Raw genomic sequence first — 25562 nt, 5'->3', positions numbered from 1 at the left:
CCGCGCGCGCCGTACGACGGCGCGTCAGCGGCCGCGGAACACCGGCTTGCGCTTCTCCGCGAAGGCGCGCACGCCCTCGGCGTGGTCCTCGCCGGCGCTGGCGAGCGCGAACTGGTCGAGGTCCATGTGCGCCGCCAGATCGTCGAGCGCGCCGGCGAGTCGATTCACCGACTGCTTCACCATCTGCACCGGCACCGGCGGCTGGATGGCGATGCGCTCGGCGAAGCGCATCGCCTCGGCGAAGGCGCCGCCATCGGGCGTCACGGTCTCGACCAGCCGCCACTCCTTGGCGTCGGCGGCGGTGATGCGGTCCGACGCCAGGATCACGGCCTGCTTGGTGCGCGCCGGGCCCATGAGCTGCAGCAGCCGCGGCACCGACCCCCAGCTCATGTTCATGCCCAGCTCGACCTCGGGGATCCGGAAATGCGCCGACGCGGCGCAGAAGCGGAAATCGAGCGACGCCGCCAGCGCCACGCCGCCGCCGACGCAATGGCCCTCGATGGCGCAGATCGTGACCTGGTCCATCTCGTACCAGGCGCGGCACAGCCGGGGTCCGTTGCGCAGCGCGATCCGGCGCGCGCCCAGCGGCAGCGCGGCGCGGTCGCGTCCGGCCGGCTCCTTGAGGTCGAAGCCGGCGCTGAAGCCGCGCGCCGCGCCCGTGAGCACCACGACGGAGGTGGCGAGGTCGTCCTCGAACTCGCGCGCGGCGTCGGTGAGCTGGCGCATCGCGGCCGACGACAGCGCGTTGACGCCGTCGCCGCGGTCGAAGCGCACGACGGCGATCCGGCCGCCGGTGCCCAGCCCCTTCTCGATGGTCACGAACTGCCCGGTCATGCCGCCTCTCCGTTTCCGCGCTCCTCGCCGCCCCGCGAGGCTAGCGCATTTTCCTCTGGAGTGGCGCGTCCGTGGATGCAGCGGCGGGTCGGACGGATGGGCGGCGTCCGCCGACTCCGACCCGTCATTCCGAGCGCCGCGAGGAATCTTTGGGCGGCTGAAAGATTCCTCGCGGCGCTCGGAATGACCCGTGGCGCCGGCGGTGCGCGCGCCGTCAGGCCGCGAGCACGCCGGCGGCGGCCAGCGCGTCGATCTCGGCCGGGGTGTAGCCGGCCTCGGCGAGAATCTCGCGGCCGTGCTCGCCGATGCGCGGTGGTTGGCGCGTCAGCGCGGCGCGCGCGCGTCCGTCGCCGAACTCGACCGGCAGGCCGGGCACGCCGACCACCGCGCCGCCGCCGCCGCCCAGCGCCGACAGCGCCGTCGCCAGCAGGCCGCCCGGTACCTGGAGCTGCGCGTCGTCGAGCAGATCGGCGGGCTGGCCGATGCGGGCGTAGGGCACGTCGGCGGCGGCGCAGCCGGCGACGATGTCGGCGGCGCTGCGCGCGCCGAGGACCTCGCGCAGCCGCGGGATCAGCCAGGCGCGCTCCGTGGTGCGCAGCGCGTTGGTGCGCAGCCGGGGATCGGCGCCGAGGTCGTCGAGCCCGAAGGTGGCGCAGAAGCGCGCCCAGTGGCCGTCGCTGGTCAGGCCGACGAAGACCTGCGTGCCGTCGGCGCCGGTGAACACGTCGTAGACGCCCCACGCGCCCTTGCGCGCCGGGAACGGCGGCATCGGCTGGCCGGTCACGGCGCCGCCGGCGATGTGCGAGCCCATCAGGAACGCCGCCGTCTCGAACAGCGCGCCGCCGACGCGCTGGCCGCGGCCGGTGCGGTCGCGCTCGCGCAGCGCGGCCATGGCGGCGACGACGCCGAACACGGCGCCGAGGATGTCGATGATCGAGGCGCCGGCGCGCAGCGGCTGGCCCGGGGGGCCGGTCATGTAGGCCAGGCCGCTCTGCATCTGCACGACCTCGTCGAGCGCGCCGCGCCGCTCGTACGGGCCTTTGAGGTAGCCCTTGAGCGCCAGGTAGATCAGCCGCGGATTGACCTTCTCGAGATCCTCCCAGCCGCAGCCCAGCCGTTCGATCGTGCCGTGGCCGTAGTTCTCCAGCACGATGTCGGCGCCGGCCGCGAGGCGGTGGACCACCGCCACGCCCTCCGGCTTCTTGAGGTCGACCGCGACGCTGCGTTTGTTGCGGTTGAAGGTGGCGAAGAAGCCGCCGGCGAAGCCGGGCAGGCGCCGGGTCGGATCGCCGTCGACCGGCTCGATCTTGACCACGTCGGCGCCCAGATCGGCGAACAGCACGCCGGCGCAGGGCCCCATGATCGTGTGCCCGAAATCGAGCACCCGCAGCCCGGCCAGCGGTGCGGCCGGGGAGGGATCGGCGGTCATGCGGGGCCGCTCCGGCGTCCGCGGCTCACCAGCGCACCTCGGGTGGCAGCGACATCAGGATGGCCTCGACGTTGCCGCCGGTCATCAGGCCGAACTTGGTGCCGCGGTCGTGCAGCAGGTTGAACTCGACGTAGCGGCCGCGCCGGCGCAGCTGGTGCTCGCGCTCCTCGGCCGTCCACGGCGCGTCCATGTGGCGGCGCACGATGCGCGGATAGACGTCGAGGAACGCCTCGCCGACGCCGCGCGTGAAGGCGAAGTCTCGGTCGCGGTCGCCGGAGTCGAGATAGTCGTAGAAGATGCCGCCGACGCCGCGCGCCTCGCCGCGATGCGGCAGGTAGAAGTAGCGGTCGCACCAGGCCTTGTAGCGCGGGTAGTACGCGCGATCGGCCGAGTCGCAGGCGGCCTTCAGCGCGGCGTGGAATTCCGCGGTGTCGGCGGCGTCCGGCGTCATCGGCGTCAGGTCGGCGCCGCCGCCGAACCAGGCGCGCGTCGTCACGATGCAGCGCGTGTTCATGTGCACCGCCGGCACCTTCGGCGAGCGCATGTGCGCCACCAGCGACACGCCCGAAGCCCAGAATCGCGGATCGGCCTGGGCGCCGGGGATCTGCTGGCGGAACTCCGGCGAGAACTCGCCGAACACCGTCGAGACGTTGACGCCCACCTTCTCGAACACGCGTCCGCGCATCACCGACATCACGCCGCCGCCGCGGTCGCCCTCGCCGGCCGACGCGGCGCGCGTCCACGCCGTGCGCTCGAAGCGGCCCGGCGGCAGCTCGCGGTGGGTGCCGGCCAGCTCGTCCTCGAGCCGCTCGAACGCCACGCAGATGCGGTCGCGCAGCGCCTCGAACCAGCGCCGCGCCGCGTCCTTGCGCGCCGCGATGTCGGCGCCCAGCGGCGAGGGATCGGCGACGGGCCGGCGCTCGGCCGGCGTCTCGGTGGTGGTCATGTCAGGGCCGCGAGTCCATCGGTCTGGCGAAGGGCCTCGGTCAATACCATGGCGGCCGCCAGCGCGACATTGAACGAGCGCAGGCCGGGCCGCATCGGCAGGCGCAGCCGCAGATCGGCGGCGGCGTGGACCTCGCCCGGCACGCCGGCGGATTCGCGGCCGACCATCAGGATATCGTCGGCGCGGAACGCGACCTGCGGGAACCGGGCCTCGCCGGAGGTGGTCAGCAGCACCAGCCGGCCGGGCGCGCGGTCTCGCCGGAACGCGTCCCATGAATCATGGCGGGTCAGCGCAACGTGGTCGATGTAGTCCATGCCGGCGCGGCGCAGGCGCCGGTCGTCGACCGGGAAGCCGCAAGGCTCGATCAGGTCGACACCGACGCCGAGACAGGCGGCGAGCCGCAGCATGGCGCCGGCGTTGGGGGCGATATCGGGCTGGTACAGGGCGAGGCGCATGGCGCTTTCTACCCCGGCCGGGGCGCCCGCGCGCCCGCCGCCACGTCTGTTTCGCATGGCGGGCGCGCGAGCGACATCGCGCCCTATCGCCAGCGGCCGGCGCGTGATTTACACGGTGCGAGACGTCGCGCCGCCGGCGTGCGTCAAGCCGTCGCATCGGTCGCGGGCCAGCCCTCCGCGGCCGGGGTAACAAATCCTTGAATCCAACAGGGCTTTCGGGTTCATTACGGCCGCTTTTCGCGGGCCGCGCGGACCGGCGACGCATTGGGGAAACGGAACGAATGGCGACTTCCAACAAATCGGCGACGGTCACGGGTGGCGCCGGTCACGGCGCCGCCGCGTCGCGGCGCGATTTCCTGTTCGTCGCGACCGGCGCGACCGCCGCCGTCGGCGGCGTGATCGCGGCCTGGCCGTTCCTCAACAATCTGGCGCCGGCCGCCGACACGCTGGCGCTGGCCTCGACCGAGGTGTCGCTCAAGGGCATCGAGGCCGGCCAGAGCGTCACGGTGAAGTGGCGCGGCAAGCCGGTGTTCATCCGCCGCCGCACCGCCGAGGAGGTCAAGAAGGCGCAGGCCGACGACAAGGCCGCCCTGCCGGACCCGGAGGCCGATGCCAAGCGCGTGCAGAAGGGCAAGGAGGAATGGCTGGTCCTGGTCGGCGTCTGCACGCATCTCGGCTGCGTGCCGGGCGGCCAGCAGGTCGGCTCCGACCGCGGCGAGTACGGCGGCTGGTTCTGCCCGTGCCACGGGTCGCACTACGACACGTCCGGCCGCATCCGGAAGGGCCCGGCGCCCAAGAATCTCGAGGTGCCGGAATACACCTTCCTCGACGAAGCAACGCTCAAGATCGGCTAGGCCGGGGAGAACGAACGTCATGGCCTCGACTTCGGGCGCGCCGCCGGGATTCAACAACCCGGTCGTCAAGTGGATCGACAAGCGTCTGCCGATCTTCACCTTCATGCACCACGAGTACGGCGTCTTCCCGACGCCGCGCAACTTCAACTACTGGTGGAGCTTCGGCGGCATCGCCATGCTGATGCTCGTGACGATGATGGTCACGGGCATCGTGCTGGCGATGAACTACACGCCGCACGTCGACCACGCGTTCGACTCGGTCGAGCGCATCATGCGCGACGTGAACCACGGCTGGCTGATCCGCTACATGCACATGAACGGCGGATCGTTCTTCTTCATCGCGGTCTACATCCACGTCTTCCGCGGCCTCTACTACGGCTCCTACAAGAACCCGCGCGAGCTGCTGTGGATCCTGGGCGTCACCATCCTGCTGCTGATGATGGCGACGGCGTTCATGGGCTACGTGCTGCCGTGGGGCCAGATGAGCTTCTGGGGCGCCACCGTCATCACCAACCTGTTCTCGGCGATCCCGGTGGTCGGCAAGGACATCGTGACCTTCCTGTGGGGCGGCTTCTCGGTCGACAACCCGACGCTGAACCGCTTCTTCTCGCTGCACTACCTGCTGCCGTTCGTGATCTTCGGCGTGGTCATCCTGCACGTCGCGGCGATGCACGTGGCCGGCTCGAACAACCCGCTGGGCATCGACCCCAAGGGCCCGCAGGACACGCTGCCGTTCAGCCCCTACTACGTCACCAAGGACGGCTTCGCGGTCGTCGTGTTCATGCTGGTCTACGCCCTGTTCGTGTTCTTCGCGCCGGACTTCTTCGGCGAGCCGGACAACTACGAGAAGGCCAACCCGCTGGTGACGCCGCCGCACATCGTGCCGGAATGGTACTTCCTGCCGTTCTACGCGATCCTGCGCGCGGTGCCGGACAAGCTCGGCGGCGTGCTGGCGATGTTCGGCGCCATCGCGGTGCTGTTCATCCTGCCGTGGCTCGACAGCTCGAAGGTGCGCTCGGCGCGGTTCCGGCCGATCTACAAGTGGTTCTTCTGGATCCTGCTGGTCGACTGCTTCGTGCTCGGCTGGTGCGGCGCCAACCCGCCGGAAGGGAAGTTCGTCCCGATCACGCGGATCGCCACCGCCTACTACTTCTTCCACTTCCTGATCCTGCTGCCGGTCCTCGGCAAGGTGGAGCGGCCCCTGCCGCTGCCCGCCAGCATCGCCGACGCGGTGCTCAAAAAGGACGGAAAGTGAGGAGCCCCGCGATGCGCAACGTGATCGCCAAGGGCGCGCTCGCCCTCTCGCTGCTGGTGGCGCCCGCCGCCACGGCGCCCGTCCTCGCCGCCGGCGGCGGCGCCGATCTGCTGCCCGCGACCTTCACCTTCGAGGGGCCGTTCGGCACCTACGACCGGGCGGCCGCCCAGCGCGGCTTCCAGATCTACAAGGAGGTCTGCGCCGCCTGCCACTCGATGTCGCTGCTGGCCTACCGCAACCTCATGGATCTCGGCCTGACCGAGAACCAGGTGAAGGCGCTGGCGGCCGAGTTCGAGGTCGACGACGTCAACGACAAGGGCGAGGCGATCAAGCGCCCGGCCCGGCCGGCCGACCGCTTCCGCAAGCCGTTCCCGAACGAGGCCGCCGCGCGCGCCGCCAACAACGGCGCCTATCCGCCCGACCTCAGCCTCGTGGTCAAGGCGCGGCCCAAGGGCGCGCGCTACGTGTTCTCGCTGCTGCAGGGCTACGACGACCTCGACAAGCTGTCGGCCGACGACAAGAAGAAGCTCCACATCGACGAGAAGTTCAAGCTGCAGTCGGGCATGAGCTTCAACAAGTACTTCCCCGGCATGCAGATCGCGATGGCGAAGCCGATCAACGACGGCCAGGTCACCTTCGTCGACGGCGCCAAGAACGACGTGCCGAGCATGGCGCGGGACGTGGTCACGTTCCTCGCCTGGGCGTCGGAGCCGAAGATGGAGGACCGCAAGCGCACCGGCGTGCGCGTCGCCATCTTCCTGCTGATCCTGACCGGCCTGATGTACGCCGTGAAACGCAAGGTCTGGGCCGACGCGCACTGACCGCGCCGCCGCCCGGACGACGCCTCCGAAGGCCGCCCGCGAGGGCGGCCTTCTTCGTTGCCGCCGCCGGGGCCGGCGGTTGACTCGAAGGCCGCGCCGCGTAAGGTCCGGCCCGCCATCCGCGAGGGGAGAGATCATGAGCGCCGCACTGAGGACCGCCGTCGAAGCCGCCTGGGAAGCACGCGACGGCATCAGCAGCGCCACCAAGGGCGAGGTCCGCGACGCGGTCGAGGCCGCGATCGCCGGGCTGGACGACGGCACGTTCCGCACGGCCGAGAAGCACGGCGGCGAGTGGGTCGTGAACCAGTGGCTGAAGAAGGCCGTGCTGCTCTCGTTCCGGCTCTACGACAGCGTGCCGATGGACGGCGGCGCCGTCTTCCCGGGGATCGGCGGCGCGCCGTGGTTCGACAAGGTGCCGCTCAAGACGTCGGGCTGGGACGCCGCGCGCTTCGCCAAGGCCGGCTTCCGCGCCGTGCCCGGCTCGATCGCCCGCCGCGGCTCCTATGTCGGCCGCAACGTGGTGCTGATGCCGTCCTTCGTGAACCTCGGCGCCTACGTCGACGACGGCACCATGGTCGACACCTGGGCCACGGTCGGCTCCTGCGCCCAGATCGGCAAGAACTGCCACCTCTCGGGCGGTGTCGGCATCGGCGGCGTGCTCGAGCCGTTGCAGGCCAATCCGGTCATCATCGAGGACAACTGCTTCATCGGCGCCCGTTCGGAGGTCGTCGAGGGCGTCATCGTCGAGACCGGCGCGGTGCTGTCGATGGGCGTGTTCATCTCGGCCACCACCAAGATCGTCGACCGCGCCAGCGGCCAGATCCACACCGGCCGCGTGCCGGCCTACTCGGTGGTCGTTCCGGGCAACCTTCCCGGCGGTCCGAACCGGCCGTCGACCTACTGCGCGGTGATCGTGAAGACGGTCGACGCCCAGACCCGCAGCAAGACCTCGATCAACGAGCTGCTGCGCGACTAGCGCCGGAGGCGCCGCCCCGATGCCCGATGCCCTGCCGAACACTGCCGTCGATCCGGTCGAGCTGACGCGCGCGCTGATCCGTTGCGAGAGCGTGACGCCAGCCGACGCCGGCGCGCTGGCGACATTGGAGCGGGCGCTGGCGCCGCGCGGCTTCCGCTGCGAGCGCATGGATTTCAGCGAGGCCGGCACGCCGGACATCGCCAACCTCTACGCCCGCGTCGGCGACGGCGGCCGGCATTTCTGCTTCGCCGGCCATAGCGACGTGGTGCCGGTCGGCGACCTCAAATCGTGGAGCGTGGGACCGTTCGCCGCGACGCTCGACCAGGGCGTCGTGTTCGGCCGCGGCGCCGCGGACATGAAGGGCGCGATCGCGGCCTTCATCGCCGCCGCCGACCGCTTCATCGCCCGGCGCGGCCGCGCCTTCGGCGGATCGATCAGCCTGCTGATCACCGGCGACGAGGAGGGCCCGGCGGTCAACGGCACGGTGAAGATGCTCAAGCGCCTCGCGGAACGGCGCGAGACGATCGACGCGTGCCTGGTCGGCGAGCCGACCTGCGCGCGCCGCTTCGGCGACATGATGAAGATCGGCCGCCGCGGCAGCGTCAACGTCACCATGACGGTGCGCGGCGTCCAGGGCCACGTCGCCTATCCGCACATGGTCGACAACCCGATCCACCGTCTGGCGCGCATGGCCGACGCGCTGGCGTCGCAGCCGCTCGATTCCGGCAGCGCGCATTTCCAGCCGACGTCGCTGCAGTTCACCACGTTCGACGTCGACAACGCCGCGACCAATGTCGTGCCCGGCGTCGCCAAGGCGCGCTTCAACAGCCGCTTCAACGACCTGTGGACCTCGGCGACCCTGCTCGACGAGATCCGCGCCCGGCTCGACAAGGTGAACGCCGCGCTCGGCGGCCACGGCCTCTACGAGCTGGACGCGCAGGTCTCCGGCGAGTCGTTCTACACGCCGCCGGGCGAGCTCTCCGATCTGATCGGCGCGGCGGTGCGGGACGTCACCGGCCTCGACCCCGAGCTCAGCACCACCGGCGGCACCTCGGACGCGCGCTTCATCCGCGCCCATTGCCCGGTGGTCGAGTTCGGCCTGGTCGGCGAGAGCATGCACAAGGTCGACGAACGCACGGCGGCGGCCGACATCGAGGCGCTGACCGCCGTCTACGAGCGCATCCTCGACCGCTATTTCGCCGCCTAGACGAGATACCGACCCGGCGCGTTCGCCCGCCTTCCCGTCATCCCGAGCATCGCGAGGGATCCTTCCGCCGGACAAGGATCCCTCGCGATGCTCGGGATGACGGGGTGGAAGGGAAACGTCATTCTGTCGGCACAAAGCTCGGGAGCATGTCAGTCGTCCCGGGAGTTGCATTTTTCGCGAATATGATGATAATATAAAGCGTAGATATATTAATAAGTTATTGGACGGAGATAATGTTATGTCAGCGACCGTCGAGGCGATCCGCAGCGTGATCGCCGAGAGTGGCGCGCTCGCGGTCGATATCGCGACGCTCAAGGATCAGGACGACCTCTACGCCGCAGGGCTGACGTCGCACGCGACGGTCAACTTGATGCTCGGGCTGGAGGAGCGGTTCGACGTCGAGTTCCCCGACCGTCTGCTGCGCCGCAAGACCTTCGAGAGCGTCGAGGCCATCCGCTCGGCCGTCTCCGAGTTGCTGGGCGCGCGGGCCGCGGCGTGAGCCCGCTGGCGCAACGCGCGCGCGCGGTCGGCGCCGCCGTCGCCGCCCGGCACGCCGATTCGGTCGACAAGGAGGCGCGCTTCCCGCGCGAATCCTTCGCCGCGCTGCGCGACGCCAAGCTGCTCGGCGCCATGGTGCCGCGCGACCTCGGCGGCGAGGGCGCGCCGATCGCCGAGATCGTCGAGGCCTGCCACGCGCTGGGCCATTTCTGCCCCTCGACGGCGATGATCTACGCCATGCACCAGATCCAGGTGGCGTGCGTCGTGCGCCATGGGCAGGGCGTCGAATGGCACCGCGGCCTGATGCGCCGGCTGGCGGCCGATCAGCTCCTGCTCGCCTCGGCGACCACCGAGGCCGGCGTCGGCGGCGACGTGCGCAGCAGCGTGTGCGCGGTCGAGCGCGACGGCGAGCGGTTCTCGCTGGCGAAGAACGCCACCGTGATCTCCTACGGCGCCGACGCCGACGGCATCCTCGCCACGGCGCGCCGCGCGCCCGACGCGCCGGCCTCCGACCAGGTGATCGTCGCCGTCCTGCGCGACGACTACGCGCTGGAGCGTACCTCGACCTGGGACACGCTGGGCATGCGCGGCACCTGCAGCGACGGCTACTGGCTGCGCGCGAAGGGCCATGTCGAGCAGATCCTGCCGGCGCCGTACGCCGAGATGTCGGCCCAGACCATGCTGCCGGTGACGCATCTCGTGTGGAGCGCGATGTGGTCGGGCATCGCCTCCGACGCCGTCGGCCGCGCCCGCGCCTACATCCGCGCCGAGGCCCGCCGCAAGCCCGGCGCCACGCCGGCCGGCGCGCTGCGCCTGTCCGAGACCGTCGCCGATCTCCAGCTCATGCGCGCCAACGTCGCCGCCGCGACGCGCCGCTACGAGGCCGCGATGGCCGCGCCCGACACGCTGGGTTCGCTCGCCTTCGCGGTGTCGATGAACGCGCTGAAGACCGGCAGCGCCGACATCGCCGTGCGCATCATCCACCAGGCGCTGCTGGTGTGCGGGCTGTCGGCCTACCGCAACGACACCGACTACAGCCTCGGCCGCCACCTGCGCGACGCGCATTCGGCGGCGCTGATGGTCAGCAACGACCGCATCCACGGCAACACCGCCAACCTCCTTCTGGCGTTGAAGGACGATCCGGGACTGTTCGCATGAGCACCGCCGCGCACGCCGCCTTCCGCGACGAACTGGTCCGCCACGGACTGCTGATCCCGATGGGGGTCGACGGCCTCTACGGGCGCAGCGGCGTCTTCGAGGACGTGGTCGCGCGCTTCGACGCCTACGTCACCGGCTACGGCGGCGGCGACGGCGCCGAGATCATGCGCTTCCCGCCGGCCATCAACCGGACGGAGTTCGAGCGCAGCGAGTACCTCAAGAGCTTCCCCCAGCTCGCCGGCACCGTGCACAGCTTCATGGGCGACGAGCGCGCCCACCGCGCCCTGCTCAAGAGCCTGGAGGACGGCGAGGACTGGACCCGCGGCCAGATCGCCACGAACGTCGTGATGACGCCGGCCGCCTGCTACCCGATCTACCCGACGATCGCCGCGCGCGGCGTCCTGCCCGAGGCCGGCCGTCTGGTCGACGTGTTCTCGTACTGCTTCCGCCACGAGCCGTCGATCGATCCGGCGCGGATGCAGCTCTTCCGCATGCGCGAGTACATCCGCATCGGCACGCCGGCCCAGGTCGTCGAGTTCCGAGAGCTGTGGCTCGGCCGCGGCCGCGAGATGATGGGAAGACTCGGCGTGCCGCTCGACGTCGATGTCGCCAACGATCCGTTCTTCGGCCGCGCCGGCAGGATGCTGGCCGTCAACCAGCGCGACCAGAACCTGAAGTTCGAGCTGCTGATCCCGATCACCGGCGAGGGCACGCCGACGGCCTGCCTCAGCTTCAACTACCACCAGGACCATTTCGGCCATCTGTGGGAGATCCACACCGCCGATGGCGGCACCGCGCACACGGCCTGCGTCGGCTTCGGCATGGAGCGCGTGGCGCTGGCGCTGTTCCGCCACCATGGCTTCGACGTCGCGGCCTGGCCCAAGGCGGTGCGCGACCTGCTTTGGGGCTGACGGCGTGACGGCGGCGGCGCGCTTCGCGGTCCCCGACCCGGCGGCGTACCGCCAGCACGCGCTTCACGCGGCCGACCGGCGCTGGCCGGAGACCAACTGCTACGTCGATCTGTGGATCGAGCTGCTGCACGCCAACGGGTTCGATCCAGTCGCCGGCCTGGCGTTCACCGTGGCGCAGGATTTCGAGGGCGACCAGTTCACGTTCTTCAAGCATCCGCTCGAGGATCTGCGGGCGCTGCACGGCCTCTCGGTCCAGGAGCTGGCGGTCTACGACACGGTCGAGGCGCATGTCGCCGAGCAACTCGCGCGCGGCCGGCTGGTCCTCGTCGAGATGGACAGCTTCTACCTGCCGGACACGCGCGGCACCGCCTACCGCCGCGAGCACGTGAAGACCACCGTCGGCGTGGCGTCGCTCGATACCGCCGCGCGGCGCATGGTCTATTTCCACAACGCCGTCTGCCACGCGCTCGAGGGCGAGGACTTCGACGGCGTGTTCCGCCGTCTGCCGGCGCAACGCGACGCGCCCGACGCGCTGTTTCCGTACGTCGAGTTCGTCAAACGCGACGCGCCGGCGCTGGAAGGCGGGGCGCTGCGCGCGGCGTCGCTGGCGCTTCTGCGCGGCCATCTGGCGCGCCGCCCCGCCGATCCCATCGGCGCGTTCCGGGCCGCGTTTCCCGCCCATATGGAGACGCTGCTGGCGCGGCCGATGGCGTATTTCCATCTCTACGCGTTCAACCTCCTGCGCCAGCTCGGTGCCAATTTTGAGCTACTGGGGTCGTACCTTCGCTGGCTCGACGCCACGTCGGGGACGCAAGACCTCGAGGCGGCCGCGGTCGACGCCGAGCGGATCGCCGACACCGCCAAGGCGATGCAGTTCCAGATCGCGCGTGGCGTGAACCGCCGCAAGCCGGTCGACCTCGACGCATCGTTCGATGCGCTCGCGAAGGCGTATGGCGGCGTGTTCGACAGGCTGGCGCAGGTCGTACGCTGAGGCGCCGCCGCCGATGACCTGTGGCGGATTGTCGCAGTTTGGTCGCGCGACCGCGTAAATTGATCCGCGCCGGATCGGATGGAAGTGGTCGAATTCAGATCGAGTTTCTGCGTGGTTTTTGAAAGTCGTACCGTCAATTATTCATCAAAAAATCTGTGCGTTGACGGGCCTGTCGTAGGCTGTGGCTGTGGTCGCCTCTTCTTGTGAGATGATGATGGCGTCACGCCGCGCGGCGCGGGTCGGTGCCGAAAGACTCCGTTGAATCAATGGTCTCGCGGGTCGGCGGCGAGCTTGGTGAACCGGCCGGGCGCGCCGTCGAAAAAAGGTCATCATGAGCTTTGACTCCGTTCTCTAGCTTCCGTAGTTTTCAACGGCTTGGATCGCGTTGGTTCCACAGGGGTGTAGGACCGGCGATAGACGGTGCGGGCGATATCAAAAGCGTGGGGCGCCGTATTTGGGCGCTCCGGATCAGAAAAAACGGGGCTTGGAAGGTTCTTGAGACGTTGAGGAACGCGGCGCTGGGGTGATTTCGCCGCCGTTCGAAGCCGGGGACACACGTACGAACGACTGACCGCCCGCGGAAAGGGGTTTCCGCGAACGGTGGATCGTGTCCGAAGCGGACGCCAGCGGCCTTGCCGTCGGTGGCCGCGAGCGCGTCGCGCCGCAGCGACGTGGCCGGCCCGTCAACATCGGGAATCCGTCCGAGCCCCTGGAAGGGGTAGCGGCGTGGTCGATCGGGCTGATCAGGGAACGCGGAACGTCGGCGCGACGCGGGTCGCGGCGCGCGCCATCCGTGGCGCCGGACGCTGAACGCCGTGGCCCGTATCGCCGCCCTCACCGGATGCCGCGTTGCCGCGCTGTCGGACGACTGGCGCCTCGCCGCCACCGCGCCGGGCGCCGTCGCGACGCCGGCCGGACTCGCCGCCATCACCGACTGGATCCCGGCCCGCGTGCCGGGCACCGCCGCCGAGGCCTTGCGCGCCGCCGGCCGCTTCGATCCCGCCGCCCCCGAGCCGCTGCACGACCGCGACGTCTGGTACCGCGCGCATTTCGCCGGACCCGGCCTGCGGCGCCTGCGTCTGCACGGGCTGGCGACGCATGCCGAGGTGTGGCTGAACGGCGAGGCGCTGCTGCGCTCCGACAACATGTTCCGCGCGCACGAGATCGAGGCGCCGGCGCGCGCCGACAACGAGATCGCGATCGCCTTTCGCGCCCTGGCGCCGGCGCTGGCCGAGCGACGGGGCCGCGCCCGCTGGCGCACGCGCCTGGTCGACGCCGGCGGGCTGCGCCACGTGCGCACGACCTTCCTCGGCCGCATGCCCGGCTGGTGCCCGTCGGTGCACGCCGTCGGCCCGTGGCGCGCGATCGAGAGCGTCGAGGAGACCGGCCCGCTCGCCGTGCGCCGCGCCGACGTGCGCGCGCGCCTCGACGGCGACGTCGGCGCGCTGTCGGTCGAGCTGTCGGTCGAGTGGCGCGGCGGGGCGCGGCCGGACGCGACGCTTATCGTCGAGGGCCGGCGCGCGGCCCTGGCCTGGACCGACGCCGGCACGCTGCGCGGGGAGCTGCGGATCGACGCGGTGGAGCCGTGGTGGCCGCACACCCACGGGACGCCCCGGCTCTACGCGCCGCGCGTCGAGGTCGGCGACGCGGTCGTCGAGCTGCCGCGCGTCGGATTCCGCGCGATCGAGGTCGACCGCGGGCCCGACGGCGCCGGCTTCGCGCTGCGCGTCAACGGCGTCCCGGTGTTCTGCCGCGGCGCGTGCTGGAGTTCGGCCGACATCGTCGCGTTGCCGGCGTCGCGCGACGCCTGCGCGCCGTGGCTGGCGCGCGCGCGCGACGCCGGAATGAACATGGTCCGGATCGGCGGCACCATGGCCTACGAGGGCGATGCGTTCTTCGAGCTGTGCGACGAACTGGGCCTGCTGGTGTGGCAGGACTTCATGTTCGCCAACCTCGACTATCCGGCCAACGACGACGCCTTCGTCGAGAGCGTGCGCCGCGAGGCCGGGCAGATGCTCGACCGCACGCAGACCTCGCCCTCGCTGGCGGTGCTGTGCGGCGGCAGCGAGGTCGCGCAGCAGGCCGCCATGCTCGGCCTGCCGAAGGCGACGTGGGGCGGCCCGTTGTTCGACGCGATCCTGCCGGAGGTCGCGCGCACGTGGCGGCCGGACGTGCCTTACGTGCCCAATTCGCCGAGCGGCGGCGATCTGCCGTTCTCGACCGGCGCTGGCGTCACGCACTACTACGGCGTCGGCGCCTACCGCCGGCCGCTCGAGGACGCGCGCCGCGCCGAGGTGCGTTTCGCGTCGGAGTGCCTGGCCTTCGCCAACGTGCCGGAGGCCGCGACGCTCGCCGCCGCCGGCATCGCGGCGCCCGGCGACGCGGCGTGGAAGGCGGCGGTGCCGCGCGACGGCGGCGCCGATTGGGACTTCGACGACGTCCGCGACCACTATCTCACGACCTTGTACGGCGCCGTCCCTACCGCGCTGCGCCGGTCCGAACCCGACCGCTATCTGCGCCTCTCCCGCGCCGTCACCGGCGAGGTGATCGAGGCGACGATCGCGGAGTGGCGGCGTCCCGCGTCGTCGTGCGGCGGCGCGCTGCTGTGGATGCTGCAGGATCTGCGGCCCGGCGCCGGCTGGGGCGTGGTCGATTCGCTGGGCGCGCCGAAGGCGGCGTGGCACGCGCTGCGCCGCGCCTGCCGGCCGGTGCAGCTGGCGATGACCGACGAGGGTCTCGACGGGCTGGCGCTGCATCTGACCAACGAGACGCCGGCCGCCATCGCCGCCACGCTGTCGCTGGTCTGCCTGCGCGACGGCGCCGTGCCGGTGCGGCGCGCCCGCCGCGACGTGGCGCTGCCGGCGCGCTCGGCGCGGACGATCTCCTCGGCCGATCTGATCGGCGCGTTCTTCGACGTGACCTACGCCTACCGGTTCGGCGCGCCGCAGCACGACGCCGTCGTGGCGACGCTGGCCGACGCCGCCACCGGCGCGGTGCTCGCCGAGGCGTTCCACTTCCCGATGGGCCGCGCCGAGACGCCGGTCGAACTCGGCCTCGCCGCCTCGATCGCGCCGCGTGACGGCGGCTGGGCGCTGAGGCTGTCGACCGCCCGGCTGGCGCGCTCCATCCATGTCGACGACGCGAATTTCCGCGCCGCCGAGGAGTTCTTCCACCTCGCCCCCGGCGTCGAGCGGATCGTGCCGCTCGTCGCTCGGGTCGGCGCCGGCGCCGGCGCGACGCCGGCCGGCGAGATCCACGCGCTCAACGCCGCGTCGCCTCTAGTCTACGGGAGATCGTCATGACTCCGGTCGTGTTCGACGGTTGCTTCGGCTGGCTGCATCCGGCGGCGGGTTCGCGCGGCGTCGTGATGTGCGCGCCGCTGGGCTACGAGGAGCTCTGCACCCACCGGCCGTGGCGCGGGCTGGCCGAGCGCATCGCCGCCGCCGGCATGCCGGTGCTGCGCTTCGACTACCGCGGCGCCGGAGACTCGGAGGGCTGCGACCTCGATCCGGCGCGGCTGCGCGCCTGGCTCGACAGCGTGAAGGCGGCGGTGGCGTGGATGAAGGCGCGCGCCGGCGTCACCGAGATCGCGATCGTCGGGCTGCGTCTGGGCGGCGCGATGGCGACGCTGGTAGCCGAGGAGATCGGCGGCGTCGATTCGCTGGCGCTGATCGCGCCGGTGGTCGCCGGACGCGGCCACGTGCGCGAGCTCAAGACCTTCGCCGCGTTCCGGCCGGGACAGGCGATGGAGACGGCGCCGGTGCCCAGCGACTCCGACCCGCTCGAGGTCGGGGGCTTCACGCTGACGCCCGAGACCATGCGCGACATCGCCACGATCGATCTGCGCAAGCTCGCGGCGCGTCCGGCGCGACGCGCCCTGATCCTGTCGCCCAACGAGGCGCCGACCGACCGCCGCTTCGGCGAGGCGTTGGCGGCACTCGGCGTCGATGTGGCCGTGGAGCCGTTCCCGGGCTACCGCAAGTTCATGGACGAGCTGGTCTACGGCCAGGAGGTCCCCCACGCGACCTTCGCCGCGCTCGCCGCGTGGCTGGGCGCGGGGATGGTGTTCGCCGCGACCGGCGCGTCGGCGCCGGCGGCGCCCGCCCGCCTCGAGCTCGACGGCGTGGTCGAGGAGGCCGCGTTCTTCGGCCGCGACCAGCGGCTGTTCGGGGTGTCGTGCGCGCCGGCGAAGCTGGTGTCGAGCGGCCCGACGGTGCTGTTCGTCAACACCGGCAACCACCACCACATCGGTTTCGGGCGCTTCGCCGTCGAGCTGGCGCGCCATCTGGCGTCGCGTGGCGTCGCTTCGCTGCGTATCGACGTGGCCGGCCTGGGCGATAGCCCGGAATGGCCGGGCAAGCCCGAGAACGGGCTCTACGACAAGGAGTCCTGCGCCGACGTGTCGGCCGCGATCGACTGGCTCGAGGCGCGCGGCCGGCGCGACGTCACCGTGGTCGGCCTGTGTTCCGGCGCCTTCCTCGCCTACCACGCCGCCGCCGCCGATCCGAGGATCAAGGGCCAGGTGCTGGTCAACCTGCAGGCCTTCGAGTGGCGCGCCGGCGATTCGTTCCAGGTCGTGTGCCGCACCATCGGCCAGTCCGGCGGCGACCTCGCCGGCAGCGTGGCGCGCGCGCTGGGCAGCGCCGAGGCGTGGCGCCGGATGCTGCGCGGCGACAAGGCCGACCGCGAACGCGTCCGCGCCATGGCCGAGCGCGGCCTCGGCCTGGCGGCGCGGCGCATGCGCTCGTTCCACGACAAGGTGTTCGGCTGGTCGCCGTCGGAGAACCCCGTCGCCCGCCAGTTCGACGCCTTCGCCGCCCGGCGCCTGCGCTCGTTGCTGGTCTACAGCGAGGGCGACAACGGGCTGGCCGTGCTGGAGAACCACGAGCTCGGCACCGCCGGCGCGCGGCTGGTCGAGCGCGGCTGCGCCCGCGTCGAGATCGTCGAGGGCGCCGACCACACGCTGTCGGACCGCGCCGCCCGCGCGCGCTTCACGCGGTTGCTCGACGGCTTCCTCGGCCTCGACGCCGTCGAGACCGCGGCGCCGGCGGCCGACGAGGCGACGGTCGTGGCGTTCCCGCAGGCGCCGCGCGGACCCGCGCCGGCGCCGCCCGAAGCGCGGCTGGAAGCGCGCGCCGCGCAGGCGGCGTCATGAACGGCGATCCCGCGGTCGCGACGTCCGCCTTGCGCGACGCCTACCTGCTGTTCTGCATGGCCGTCATGGTGCTGCCCATGATCGCATTGGCGTGGTGGTACCACACGAGGATCGGCGACACCCCGGGCGGCCGCGCGCTGATGGAGGAGCAGGAGCGGATCGGGACGCACACCACGGACGCGGCCGATGTCGCGGGGATGGCGCGCGGAATCGCGTCCGGCGCCTACGGCGAACGCGCCCGGCGGATGCAGATCCGCGTCTACTGGATGGTCGGCGCGTGGCTGCTCGCCAACGTCGCGGCGTGGGGCGTCCTCATCTGGATGTAGACGCGCGACGATCGGCGCGGACCGCGAAGCGCCACAGCAGCAATCCGGCGACCAGCGCCAGACCCAGCGCGAGGCCGGCCCACACGCCCTCGCCGCGCCACGGCGTGGACAGGCCGAACCACAGCGCCGCCGGGAACGCCGCCAACCAGTAGCCGCCGGCCGCCAGCGCCATCGGCACGGCGGTGTCGTGCAGGCCGCGCAGGCTGCCGTTGGCCACGGCCTGTGCGCCGTCGACCACCTGGAACAGCGCGGCCCACGCCAGATAGGCCACGGCCAGCGCGTAGACTGGCGAGGCCGGCGACGGCACGAACACCGCGATCAGCGGACCGCCGGCCTGCCAGAACGTCAGGCCGGCGCAGGCCATGAAGCCCACGCCCATCGCGATGGCGATCCAGCCGGCGCGGCGCGCGCCGGCGTGGTCGCCGGCGCCGGCGGCGAGGCCGACGCGCACGGTGGCCGCCTGCGCGATGCCCATCGGCACCATGAAGGTGATCGCGGCCCATTGCAGCGCCACCTGGTGGGCCGCGACCTCGTTCTCGCCCAGCCGGCCCATCAGCAGTGCCGCCGCCGAGAACAAGCCGATCTCCGAGGCGAAGGTGAGCGCGATCGGCGCCGAGATGCGGAGGTAGCGCGCCAGCCGCGCCGGCGTGCTGCGCCACCAGCCGCGCGCCAGCCGGTAGGCGGCGAATTGTGGATCGATCCGGAGATAGACCATCAGCGCGAGCAGCGTCGCGATGTTGCCGACGGTCGAGCCGATCGCCGCGCCGGTAAGGCCGAGGCTCGGCACGCCGAAGGCGCCGAACACCAGCACGGTGTTGACGACGGCGTTGAAGACCACGGCGGCGACCATCAACACCATCGCCGGCCGTGGCCGCTCCAGCGCCGCCGTGAAACCGCGCAGCACCGAGAACAGGATCACGGCGGGGAAGCCGAGGCTCAGCAGCCGCACGAACCACACGGTGTCCTCTACCAGCGACGGCTCCTGGCCGGTCCACAGCAGCACCGGCCCGCAGAACCACAGCGCCAGCACCGACACGGCCGAGGCGGCCGAGCACACGATCAATCCGTCGTGGGTGGCGTGGCGCACGCTCGCGGCGTCGCCGCGGTCGCGGCCGAGCGCCTGCGCCGCCAGCGCCGAGGTGCCCATCGCCAACCCCAGGCACATCATCATGAACAGCCCGTAGATCGACACCGCCAGCGCGCTGGCCGCCAGCGCGCGCTCCGACAGCCGCGCCAGCAGGAACACGTCGGTGGTGTGGATGGCCATCTGCGCGAGCTGGGTGCCGATGATCGGCAGCGCCAGGGCCAGGGTGGCGCGGGCTTCCTTGAGGAGCATGGGGGCGCCCTCTTAACGACCGGACGCGGCCGGCGCCAGTCCCCGGTCGTGTTCACGGCCGCGTGAGGCGGGCTGGCCGGCGGGCGGCGATCGGGCGGAAGATCGCGCGACCGCGCGAAGCGGCGACACGAGAAGGGGGAGGAGATCGTCATGTTCAGGAGAATCATCGCCGCCGCGACGGTGGCGGCGTTCGCGGGCGTCGCGTCCATCGCGGGCGCCGGCGCGCAGATGCTGGACAAGAAGGCGCTCAGCATCGCCGAGGCCAAGAAGATCGCGGCCGCCGCCATGGCCGAGGCCGAGAAGAACAACTGGACCGTCGTGGTCGCCATCCTCGATGACGGCGGCCATCTGATGTACCTGGAGCGGCGCGACGGCACGCAGCTCGCGAGCGCCGGCATCGCCGTCGGCAAGGCGCGCACGGCGCTGCTCTACAAGCGGTCGTCGAAGGTGATGGAGGACGTCGTCAACGGCGGCCGCGCCTCCGTGATGACCCTGTCGCCCGACATCGTCACGGTCGAGGGCGGCCTGCCGCTGATCCACAACGGCGTCATCGTAGGCTCGATCGGCGTCAGCGGCGTGACCTCGCCGCAGGACGGCGTCGTCGCCAAGGCCGGCGCCGACACGCTGAAGTAGGCACGCGGCGCGGCGGCAGCCGGTCCGTCGCCGCGCGTCCGGTCCCCCGCCTAACCCGTCAGTACCGCGCGATCACGTGCTTGGCGAAATCGCCGAGGTTGCGGCGCGCGTGCGCCATGGCCGGCAGCAGCGTGATTTCCGACAACCCCATCGACGCGCGCTCGCGCAGCATCGCCAGGATCTCGTCGGGCGTGCCGACCAGACCGCCGGTCGAGCGGATCAGATCCTCGGTGACGAAGCGGCGCTCCTCCGGCGGCACGAAGGCGCAATGGCCGAGGTGGACCTGCTGGTAGCGTTTCGCCGCGGGCGTTTCCATTTTTTCCGTGAAGGCGAGGTACTCGTCCCACAGGTTCCGGCAGCGCCCGGCGACGGTGCTGGTGTCGCCGTCCTTCTGGTACAGCTCCCACCAGTAGTGCAGCGACGCCAGCGCCATCGGGCCGATCTCGTCGATCACGCGGTCCGAGGTCGCGCTCTCGCCGGGCTGGAGCACGCAGGCGTAGCCCAGCGCGGCGGTGTGGAAGTCCGCGGGCAGGGTCCGGCCGACGGCGGCGGCGCCGTCGCGCATCGCGTCGAGGCTCTTCTGAAGCCGCGCCTTGGTCTGGTTGTGCGAACAGACGCGGCCGTCGCCATAGGCGCCGGCCGTCTTCAACGCCAGCGGTCCGTCGGCGGCGACATAGATCGGCACGGGATGCGCCACGTCGATGAAGCCGTGGTCGGGGTGCAGGAAGCGGATGTCCTGGCGCTCGCCGTCGAGCGCGTAGTCGACCTCCTCGCCGTGCAGCAGCGCGCGCAACACGCGCAGGTACTCGCGGAAGGCGCCGGCCTTCATCGGGTCCTTGCCCATCACGCGCATCGCGGTGTGGCCGGTGCCGATGCCGAGGAACACGCGCCCCGGCGCCAGCTTGTTGATGGTGGCGATCGAATGCGCGGTGACCGGCGCCAGCCGCGTCGCCGCCACCGAGACGCCGGTGCCCAGCCGGATGCGCGAGGTGTTGGCCGCCGCCAGCGCCAGCGTGGCGTAGGCGTCGGAGTAGAGCATCTGCGAATCCGCCGCCCAGGCGCAGTCGTAGCCCATGTTCTCGAGATCGACGAACAGCCGCCAGTCCGACACGCTGGGCGCGATGGTGACGCCGAATTTCATGGTCGAGTCCTCCTTCATCTTCGCGGGCCGCGGGTCGCCGCGCTCGCTCACGCCACCAACCGACCCTTGTCCTTCGCATCGTCATCCCGGGCGGAGCGCCGAAGGCGCGCAGTCGAAGGATCTGTCCCGGTCGCCGATCGAGGACGGATCATTCAACTACGGCGCTCCGCGCCTCCGCTCAGGATGACGATAGTGGGTGTGGCGCATCACGTCGCGCGCCGCCGCCCGGAGCGATGACGGCGAGGGCGGGGCGCCTCCGCGCGTGACTTCGCGCGCGTCACCGCGACGGTCACCCGTTCACCTTCCGAATCACCTCGGTCCAGCGGTCGATCGAGGCCATGGTCCGGTCGCGGTCGGCCGAGGGCAGCATGGCCACCACGCGGCCGACGCCGAGATCGGCGAAGCGCTTCAGCTTCTCGACGTCGCTGCCGTGGCCCATCAGCGTGATCTCGATCGTCGCCGGGTCGCGGCCGGCCTCGCGCGCCATCTTGTGGAACGCCGGGAGCAGCTCGCCGACGTCGCCCAGCACCGAGACCGGGATCCAGCCGTCGCCGTAGCGGATGGCGCGGCGCGCGCCGTGCGGGAAGGCGCCGCCGACGAGGATCGGCGGATGCGGGCTCTGGACCGGCTTGGGCCACTGGTACATCGGATCGAAGTTCACGAACTCGCCGTGGTACTCGGCCAGCGGCTTGCTCCAGATCTCCTTCATCGCCTCGACGCTCTCGCGCACGCGCTTGAAGCGGCTCTTGTAGACGACGCCGTGGTTCTCCATCTCGTCCTGGTTCCAGCCGCCGCCGATCCCGAACAGGAAGCGGCCGCCGCTGATCCGGTCGATCGACGACACCAGCTTGGCGGTCTGGATCGCGTCGCGCTGCTGCACCAGGCAGACGGCGGTGCCGATCTTCAAGGTCGTCGTGGCGACGGCCGCCGCCGTCAGCGCCACGAACGGGTCCATGCCGTCGTAGTAGGGCTTGGGCAACTCGCCGCCGCCGGGGAACGGCGTCTTGCGCGAGGCGGGGATGTGCGAGTGCTCGGCCGCCCACACGGACTCGAATCCGCGCTCCTCCAGCGCCCGCGCCAGATCGGGCGCCGGCATCGAATAGTCGGTGAAGAACACCGCGCCGCCGAACCGCATCCTCCGCGTCCTCCTCCAGCCGCCGACGTCCCCGCGTCCACCGGCGCGACTATCCCGCCGATCCGGCCGGCCGGCAAATCCGCATACGAGACCGGCCGGCGCCGCGGCGCGGCCGCCTTTGCCGGCCGCCGGTCGTCCGCTACGCTTCCGCCGGGGAAACGCCCGCCGCTCGGAGCCAACCGGGAGACCAGACATGGCACGCGCATTCGAGGTCGAACCGCTCGACGCCAGCTTCGGCGCGAGGATCACCGGCGTGAGGCTGGCGTCGATCGACGACGCCACGTGGCGCGACCTGCACGCGACGTGGCTGGAATACGCGCTGCTGGTGTTCCCCGACCAGCACCTCAAGCGCGACGAGCAGATCGCCTTCGCCAAGCGGTTCGGCCCGCTCGAGTTCGACATGGCCGCGATCAGCAACGTCAAATCCGACGGCACGCTGCGGATCGAGGCCGACAACGACGACGTCGTGAAAATCCTCAAGGGCAACATGGGCTGGCACGCCGACAGCACCTACATGCCGGTGCAGGCCAAGGGCGCGGTGTTCAGCGCCGAGGTGGTGCCGAAATCCGGCGGCCGGACCGGCTGGGCCGATATGCGCGCCGCCTACGACGCGCTCGACGGCGCTCTGCGGTCGAAGGTCGAGGCGCTCGCGGCCCACCATTCGCTGCACTACAGCCAGTCGAAGCTGGGGCACCAGCCGAAGAAGAAGGACAGCGAGTATAGCGGCTACGGCTTCCATGATGGTCCGGTGCCGCTGCGGCCCCTGGTCAAGACGCATCCCGAGACCGGCCGGAGATCGCTGCTGATCGGCCGCCACGCGCACGCCATCCCCGGTATGGACATGGCCGAGTCCGAGCGGCTGCTGGACGAGCTGGTCGACTTCGCGTGCCGGCCGCCGCGCGTCTACCACCACGACTGGGCGCCGGGCGACGCGGTGGTCTGGGACAACCGCTGCCTGCTGCACCAGGCGACGCCGTGGGACATGCGCGAGCCGCGCGTCATGTGGCACAGCCGCATCGCCGGCGATCCCGCCAGCGAATCGGCGCTACCGCGGGCGGCGGCGGCCGAGGCCCGCCCCGCCGCGTGATCTAGCGCGCGCCTTTTTCCCTCTCCGCCACGAAGTGGGGGAGAGGGAAGGGGCCCGTCGCGCAGCGACGGGAAGGGTGAGGTGGTCGCTGTGTCGGAACGGATGCTCGCGGAGAGGCTAGAGGTCTCGATATCGGTCACCGGAGATTTCACGTCGACCCACCTCACCCCGACCCTCTCCCCCCGCAAGCGGGCGGAGAGGGAGGAAGACGTGGCGGCATAGTACAGCGCCGGTGCGGCGCGCGGGGAGGAACGGGATGACGGAGATCAAGGTCGGCGCGGCGACGGTCGCGCGCGTCGAGGAGAGCTACGAGGCCAATTTCGAGGCGGCGAAGTTCTTCGCCGACTGGAACGCCGCCGCCGTCGCGCCGCACATGGGCTGGCTGGCGCCGGGCCATTTCGATCCCGCCACCGGCTTCCTCAAGCTCAGCATGCACAGCTGGCTGATCAAGGTCGGCGGCAAGACCATCCTCATCGATTCCTGCGTCGGCAACCACAAGGAGCGCCCGACGCGGCCGCTCTTCCACCGGCTGGAGACGCGCTACATGGAGCGCTTCGCCGCCACCGGCGTGCGGCCGGAGCAGGTCGACATGGTGATGTGCACGCATATGCACATCGACCACGTCGGCTGGAACACGCGGCTGGACAACGGTCGATGGGTGCCCACGTTCCCCAACGCGCGCTACATCTTCGGCAAGGAGGAGTACGACCACTTCCTCGCCGTCGACCGCGATCCCGAGAAGGGGCCGGCCAACTACGGCGCGTTCCGCGACAGCGTGCTGCCGGTGGTCGAGGCCGGGCTGGCCGAGATGGTGAGCGGCGCGCACCGCATCGACGAGCATTTCTCGGTCGAGCCGGCGCCCGGCCACACGCCCGGCACCGTGGCGGTGAAGATGTCGGCCGGCGGCGGCAACGCGGTGTTCTGCGGCGACATCGTCCACCACGCCATCCAGGTCTACAATCCGTCCTGGAACAGCTTCGCCTGCGCCGACGCCGACAACGCGCGCAAGAGCCGCCGCAAGGTGCTGGAGCACTGCGCCGGGTCGGGCGATCTGCTGATGCCCGCGCATTTCGGCGCCCCGCACGCCTGCCACATCGACAGCGTCGGCGGCGGCTTCAAACCGCGGTTCGTGTAGGGGCGGTCCTACTCCGCCGGCGCGACGCGGATCGCGGCGGGCGCGCGCCGGTTGGTCCAGCGGGCGATGATGGCGCGGATCGGCGGCAGCGCGAGGTCGCGGGCGCGGCGCTGCATCGGCAGCTCGACCAGGTGGTAGAGCAGGACCGACGCCGCCAGCGTGACCGCGAGCAGGCCGGCCGACCACGCCAGGAACGTGGCGCTGGAGACCGTCCCCGTCGGCAGGAACGGCCGCGCGTAGCCGAACACGACGTAGTGGACCATGTAGATCGCGAAGCTGACGCGGCCGAGGTAGAGCAGCGGGCCCCACGACAGCGCGCGCGACAGGATTCCAGCGTCGAGCGCGAAGATCGCGGCCACGGCGATCGCCGTCGGCATGAAGCCGGCGACGAGCCGGTGGTGGTCGCCGGGCGTGCCCCAGAACCCGATCACCGCGACGATCAGCGCGACGATGCCGATCTCGGCGGCCGACGCCAGCGCGAAGCCGGGCTTGCCGAGTCCGCCGAGCGCGCGGAACAGCAGCAGGCCGGCGATGAAGTCGAGCACCCGCGTGAACGGCGCCATGTAGGTCAGCCAATACAGAAGGTCGAGTCGCTGGACGAACGCGTCCCAGCCGGCGGGCAGCGTCGCGATCCACGCTTCGTAGGCCGGCGTCAATCCGCGTAGCGCCATCGCCGAGGCGCAGCCCAGGGCCGCGATGGCGAGGACCGCCACGACGGCGGTCCGGCGCGACGCGCGCATCACCAACGGGATCAGCAGCGGGAACAGCAGGTAGAAGAACATCTCGTCGGACAGGCTCCACGACGGCAGGTTCAAGGCGCCGATCACGGAGGGGTGCGGGACGAAGGCCTGCAGCAGCGGCGCGACCACGGCGATCTTGACGAGCGTGACGTCGAGCGGCTTCGACGCCAGCCATTCGAGCGGCAGCCACAGCAGCAGGGTCGCGAGGTGCAGCGGATAGATCTTGGCGATCCGACCCGCCAGGTAGTTCGCCGTGGCCGGCGCGCCGAAGCCGTCGACGCGGCCGGCGTAGATGTAGGCGAGGATGTAGCCGGACAGCACGAAGAAGAAGCCGACCGCGATCGTGCCGAAGGCGTTCGCGACCAGCAGCGTGTTCGACCACCAGCCGGAGATGTCGTCCGGCAGGAACGGCAGGTGTCCGACGAACACCGCCATCGCGCCGACGAAACGAAGCGTCGTGAGCGGTCGTATCTCCTCCGGGCGCATGGCCTGGCTCTCTTTCCGAAATGAATGGTCGGGCACGTCGCACGCGCCACGCG

General features: G+C 71.3%; 23 protein-coding genes. 15 read left to right on the top strand and 8 right to left on the bottom strand.

The window, feature by feature from the left end:
* Positions 1 to 24: 24 nt before the first annotated feature.
* The 4 genes from IPK81_10165 to IPK81_10150 all read right to left on the bottom strand — a co-directional run bounded on the left by IPK81_10165 (position 25) and on the right by IPK81_10150 (position 3664).
* A complete protein-coding gene (locus IPK81_10165) occupies positions 25 to 834 on the bottom strand; it encodes an enoyl-CoA hydratase/isomerase family protein (protein QQS14486.1) in 810 nt (269 codons plus the stop codon).
* Positions 835 to 1048: 214 nt separating this feature from the next.
* Positions 1049 to 2263 (bottom strand): CoA transferase, encoded by a 1215-nt coding sequence (locus tag IPK81_10160; GenBank protein ID QQS14485.1) that lies wholly within the window; start codon positions 2261 to 2263, stop codon positions 1049 to 1051.
* Between the two features lie 25 nt (positions 2264 to 2288).
* Positions 2289 to 3209: an oxygen-dependent coproporphyrinogen oxidase gene (hemF, locus tag IPK81_10155; protein QQS14484.1), complete on the bottom strand. Its 921-nt coding sequence runs from the start codon at positions 3207 to 3209 to the stop codon at positions 2289 to 2291.
* The gene (locus tag IPK81_10150; GenBank protein QQS14483.1) at positions 3206 to 3664 is read right to left on the bottom strand and encodes a tRNA (cytidine(34)-2'-O)-methyltransferase; all 459 of its coding nucleotides are present in this window, start codon (positions 3662 to 3664) and stop codon (positions 3206 to 3208) included. The genes hemF and IPK81_10150 overlap by 4 nt, the downstream gene beginning before the upstream one ends.
* 281 nt (positions 3665 to 3945) lie before the next feature.
* On the opposite strand from IPK81_10150, the gene petA reads away from it, so the two are divergent.
* The 12 genes from petA (at position 3946) to IPK81_10090 (ending at position 17816) form a co-directional block, all read left to right on the top strand.
* Positions 3946 to 4518 carry a ubiquinol-cytochrome c reductase iron-sulfur subunit gene (gene petA, locus IPK81_10145; protein ID QQS14482.1) on the top strand — a complete coding sequence of 191 codons (573 nt, stop codon included), beginning with the start codon at positions 3946 to 3948 and terminating at the stop codon, positions 4516 to 4518.
* A gap of 19 nt (positions 4519 to 4537) precedes the next feature.
* Positions 4538 to 5773, top strand: coding sequence for a cytochrome b N-terminal domain-containing protein (locus IPK81_10140; GenBank protein ID QQS14481.1), 1236 nt, complete (start codon positions 4538 to 4540; stop codon positions 5771 to 5773).
* Positions 5774 to 5784: 11 nt separating this feature from the next.
* Complete coding sequence (locus tag IPK81_10135) at positions 5785 to 6594, top strand: cytochrome c1 (GenBank protein ID QQS14480.1); 810 nt, start codon at positions 5785 to 5787, stop codon at positions 6592 to 6594.
* Positions 6595 to 6730: 136 nt separating this feature from the next.
* Positions 6731 to 7570, top strand: coding sequence for a 2,3,4,5-tetrahydropyridine-2,6-dicarboxylate N-succinyltransferase (dapD, locus tag IPK81_10130; protein QQS14479.1), 840 nt, complete (start codon positions 6731 to 6733; stop codon positions 7568 to 7570).
* A gap of 19 nt (positions 7571 to 7589) precedes the next feature.
* Positions 7590 to 8777, top strand: coding sequence for a succinyl-diaminopimelate desuccinylase (dapE, locus tag IPK81_10125; protein ID QQS14478.1), 1188 nt, complete (start codon positions 7590 to 7592; stop codon positions 8775 to 8777).
* Positions 8778 to 9015: 238 nt separating this feature from the next.
* Positions 9016 to 9276: an acyl carrier protein gene (locus IPK81_10120; GenBank protein QQS14477.1), complete on the top strand. Its 261-nt coding sequence runs from the start codon at positions 9016 to 9018 to the stop codon at positions 9274 to 9276.
* Entirely contained in the window at positions 9273 to 10433 is a 1161-nt protein-coding gene (locus IPK81_10115; GenBank protein ID QQS14476.1) for an acyl-CoA/acyl-ACP dehydrogenase, read from the top strand. The genes IPK81_10120 and IPK81_10115 overlap by 4 nt, the downstream gene beginning before the upstream one ends.
* A complete protein-coding gene (locus IPK81_10110; protein QQS14475.1) occupies positions 10430 to 11344 on the top strand; it encodes an amino acid--[acyl-carrier-protein] ligase in 915 nt (304 codons plus the stop codon). Before IPK81_10115 ends, IPK81_10110 begins: the two co-directional genes overlap by 4 nt.
* A complete protein-coding gene (locus tag IPK81_10105) occupies positions 11289 to 12335 on the top strand; it encodes a DUF1839 family protein (protein ID QQS14474.1) in 1047 nt (348 codons plus the stop codon). The genes IPK81_10110 and IPK81_10105 overlap by 56 nt, the downstream gene beginning before the upstream one ends.
* 815 nt (positions 12336 to 13150) lie before the next feature.
* A complete protein-coding gene (locus IPK81_10100; protein QQS14473.1) occupies positions 13151 to 15637 on the top strand; it encodes a glycoside hydrolase family 2 protein in 2487 nt (828 codons plus the stop codon).
* Positions 15634 to 17490, top strand: a complete 1857-nt coding sequence (locus IPK81_10095; GenBank protein QQS14472.1) for an alpha/beta fold hydrolase — start codon at positions 15634 to 15636, stop codon at positions 17488 to 17490. The genes IPK81_10100 and IPK81_10095 overlap by 4 nt, the downstream gene beginning before the upstream one ends.
* On the top strand, positions 17487 to 17816 hold the full coding sequence (locus tag IPK81_10090; protein QQS14471.1) for a hypothetical protein: 330 nt from the start codon (positions 17487 to 17489) through the stop codon (positions 17814 to 17816). The genes IPK81_10095 and IPK81_10090 overlap by 4 nt, the downstream gene beginning before the upstream one ends.
* Here the strand turns inward: IPK81_10090 and IPK81_10085 are convergent.
* Positions 17803 to 19152, bottom strand: coding sequence for an MATE family efflux transporter (locus IPK81_10085; protein ID QQS14470.1), 1350 nt, complete (start codon positions 19150 to 19152; stop codon positions 17803 to 17805). The genes IPK81_10090 and IPK81_10085 overlap by 14 nt on opposite strands.
* A 228-nt stretch (positions 19153 to 19380) precedes the next feature.
* On the opposite strand from IPK81_10085, the gene IPK81_10080 reads away from it, so the two are divergent.
* Positions 19381 to 19785 (top strand): heme-binding protein, encoded by a 405-nt coding sequence (locus tag IPK81_10080; GenBank protein QQS15042.1) that lies wholly within the window; start codon positions 19381 to 19383, stop codon positions 19783 to 19785.
* Positions 19786 to 19843: 58 nt separating this feature from the next.
* Here the strand turns inward: IPK81_10080 and IPK81_10075 are convergent, their stop codons facing one another.
* Together IPK81_10075 and IPK81_10070 are read right to left on the bottom strand one after the other, a co-directional pair.
* Positions 19844 to 20926 (bottom strand): LLM class flavin-dependent oxidoreductase, encoded by a 1083-nt coding sequence (locus IPK81_10075; GenBank protein ID QQS14469.1) that lies wholly within the window; start codon positions 20924 to 20926, stop codon positions 19844 to 19846.
* A gap of 289 nt (positions 20927 to 21215) precedes the next feature.
* Positions 21216 to 22061: an LLM class F420-dependent oxidoreductase gene (locus IPK81_10070; GenBank protein QQS14468.1), complete on the bottom strand. Its 846-nt coding sequence runs from the start codon at positions 22059 to 22061 to the stop codon at positions 21216 to 21218.
* 193 nt (positions 22062 to 22254) lie between these two features.
* Here IPK81_10070 and IPK81_10065 point away from each other — a divergent pair, with 193 nt between their 5' ends.
* Positions 22255 to 23148, top strand: coding sequence for a TauD/TfdA family dioxygenase (locus IPK81_10065; GenBank protein QQS14467.1), 894 nt, complete (start codon positions 22255 to 22257; stop codon positions 23146 to 23148).
* 256 nt (positions 23149 to 23404) lie between these two features.
* Entirely contained in the window at positions 23405 to 24283 is an 879-nt protein-coding gene (locus IPK81_10060) for an MBL fold metallo-hydrolase (GenBank protein QQS14466.1), read from the top strand.
* An 8-nt stretch (positions 24284 to 24291) separates the two neighbouring features.
* On the opposite strand, the gene IPK81_10055 is transcribed toward IPK81_10060, so the two are convergent.
* The gene (locus IPK81_10055) at positions 24292 to 25509 is read right to left on the bottom strand and encodes an acyltransferase (GenBank protein QQS14465.1); all 1218 of its coding nucleotides are present in this window, start codon (positions 25507 to 25509) and stop codon (positions 24292 to 24294) included.
* Positions 25510 to 25562: the final 53 nt, after the last annotated feature.

Source organism: Rhodospirillales bacterium (genome assembly GCA_016699855.1).
GTDB lineage: Bacteria > Pseudomonadota > Alphaproteobacteria > Reyranellales > Reyranellaceae.
This window is presented reverse-complemented; position numbering and strand designations above follow the sequence as displayed.

Bases quoted from the DNA above. Each gene is read 5' to 3' on its own strand.
- IPK81_10065 (QQS14467.1), top strand. From the start codon at position 22,255: ATGGCACGCGCATTCGAGGTCGAACCGCTCGACGCCAGCTTCGGCGCG.
- IPK81_10160 (QQS14485.1), bottom strand. From the start codon at position 2,263: ATGACCGCCGATCCCTCCCCGGCCGCACCGCTGGCCGGGCTGCGGGTG.
- IPK81_10105 (QQS14474.1), top strand. From the start codon at position 11,289: ATGGCTTCGACGTCGCGGCCTGGCCCAAGGCGGTGCGCGACCTGCTTT.
- petA (QQS14482.1), top strand. From the start codon at position 3,946: ATGGCGACTTCCAACAAATCGGCGACGGTCACGGGTGGCGCCGGTCAC.
- dapE (QQS14478.1), top strand. From the start codon at position 7,590: ATGCCCGATGCCCTGCCGAACACTGCCGTCGATCCGGTCGAGCTGACG.
- IPK81_10090 (QQS14471.1), top strand. From the start codon at position 17,487: ATGAACGGCGATCCCGCGGTCGCGACGTCCGCCTTGCGCGACGCCTAC.
- IPK81_10150 (QQS14483.1), bottom strand. From the start codon at position 3,664: ATGCGCCTCGCCCTGTACCAGCCCGATATCGCCCCCAACGCCGGCGCC.
- IPK81_10110 (QQS14475.1), top strand. From the start codon at position 10,430: ATGAGCACCGCCGCGCACGCCGCCTTCCGCGACGAACTGGTCCGCCAC.
- dapD (QQS14479.1), top strand. From the start codon at position 6,731: ATGAGCGCCGCACTGAGGACCGCCGTCGAAGCCGCCTGGGAAGCACGC.
- IPK81_10120 (QQS14477.1), top strand. From the start codon at position 9,016: ATGTCAGCGACCGTCGAGGCGATCCGCAGCGTGATCGCCGAGAGTGGC.
- IPK81_10080 (QQS15042.1), top strand. From the start codon at position 19,381: ATGCTGGACAAGAAGGCGCTCAGCATCGCCGAGGCCAAGAAGATCGCG.
- IPK81_10060 (QQS14466.1), top strand. From the start codon at position 23,405: ATGACGGAGATCAAGGTCGGCGCGGCGACGGTCGCGCGCGTCGAGGAG.
- IPK81_10135 (QQS14480.1), top strand. From the start codon at position 5,785: ATGCGCAACGTGATCGCCAAGGGCGCGCTCGCCCTCTCGCTGCTGGTG.
- IPK81_10085 (QQS14470.1), bottom strand. From the start codon at position 19,152: ATGCTCCTCAAGGAAGCCCGCGCCACCCTGGCCCTGGCGCTGCCGATC.
- IPK81_10075 (QQS14469.1), bottom strand. From the start codon at position 20,926: ATGAAATTCGGCGTCACCATCGCGCCCAGCGTGTCGGACTGGCGGCTG.
- IPK81_10165 (QQS14486.1), bottom strand. From the start codon at position 834: ATGACCGGGCAGTTCGTGACCATCGAGAAGGGGCTGGGCACCGGCGGC.
- IPK81_10070 (QQS14468.1), bottom strand. From the start codon at position 22,061: ATGCGGTTCGGCGGCGCGGTGTTCTTCACCGACTATTCGATGCCGGCG.
- IPK81_10055 (QQS14465.1), bottom strand. From the start codon at position 25,509: ATGCGCCCGGAGGAGATACGACCGCTCACGACGCTTCGTTTCGTCGGC.
- IPK81_10095 (QQS14472.1), top strand. From the start codon at position 15,634: ATGACTCCGGTCGTGTTCGACGGTTGCTTCGGCTGGCTGCATCCGGCG.
- IPK81_10140 (QQS14481.1), top strand. From the start codon at position 4,538: ATGGCCTCGACTTCGGGCGCGCCGCCGGGATTCAACAACCCGGTCGTC.
- hemF (QQS14484.1), bottom strand. From the start codon at position 3,209: ATGACCACCACCGAGACGCCGGCCGAGCGCCGGCCCGTCGCCGATCCC.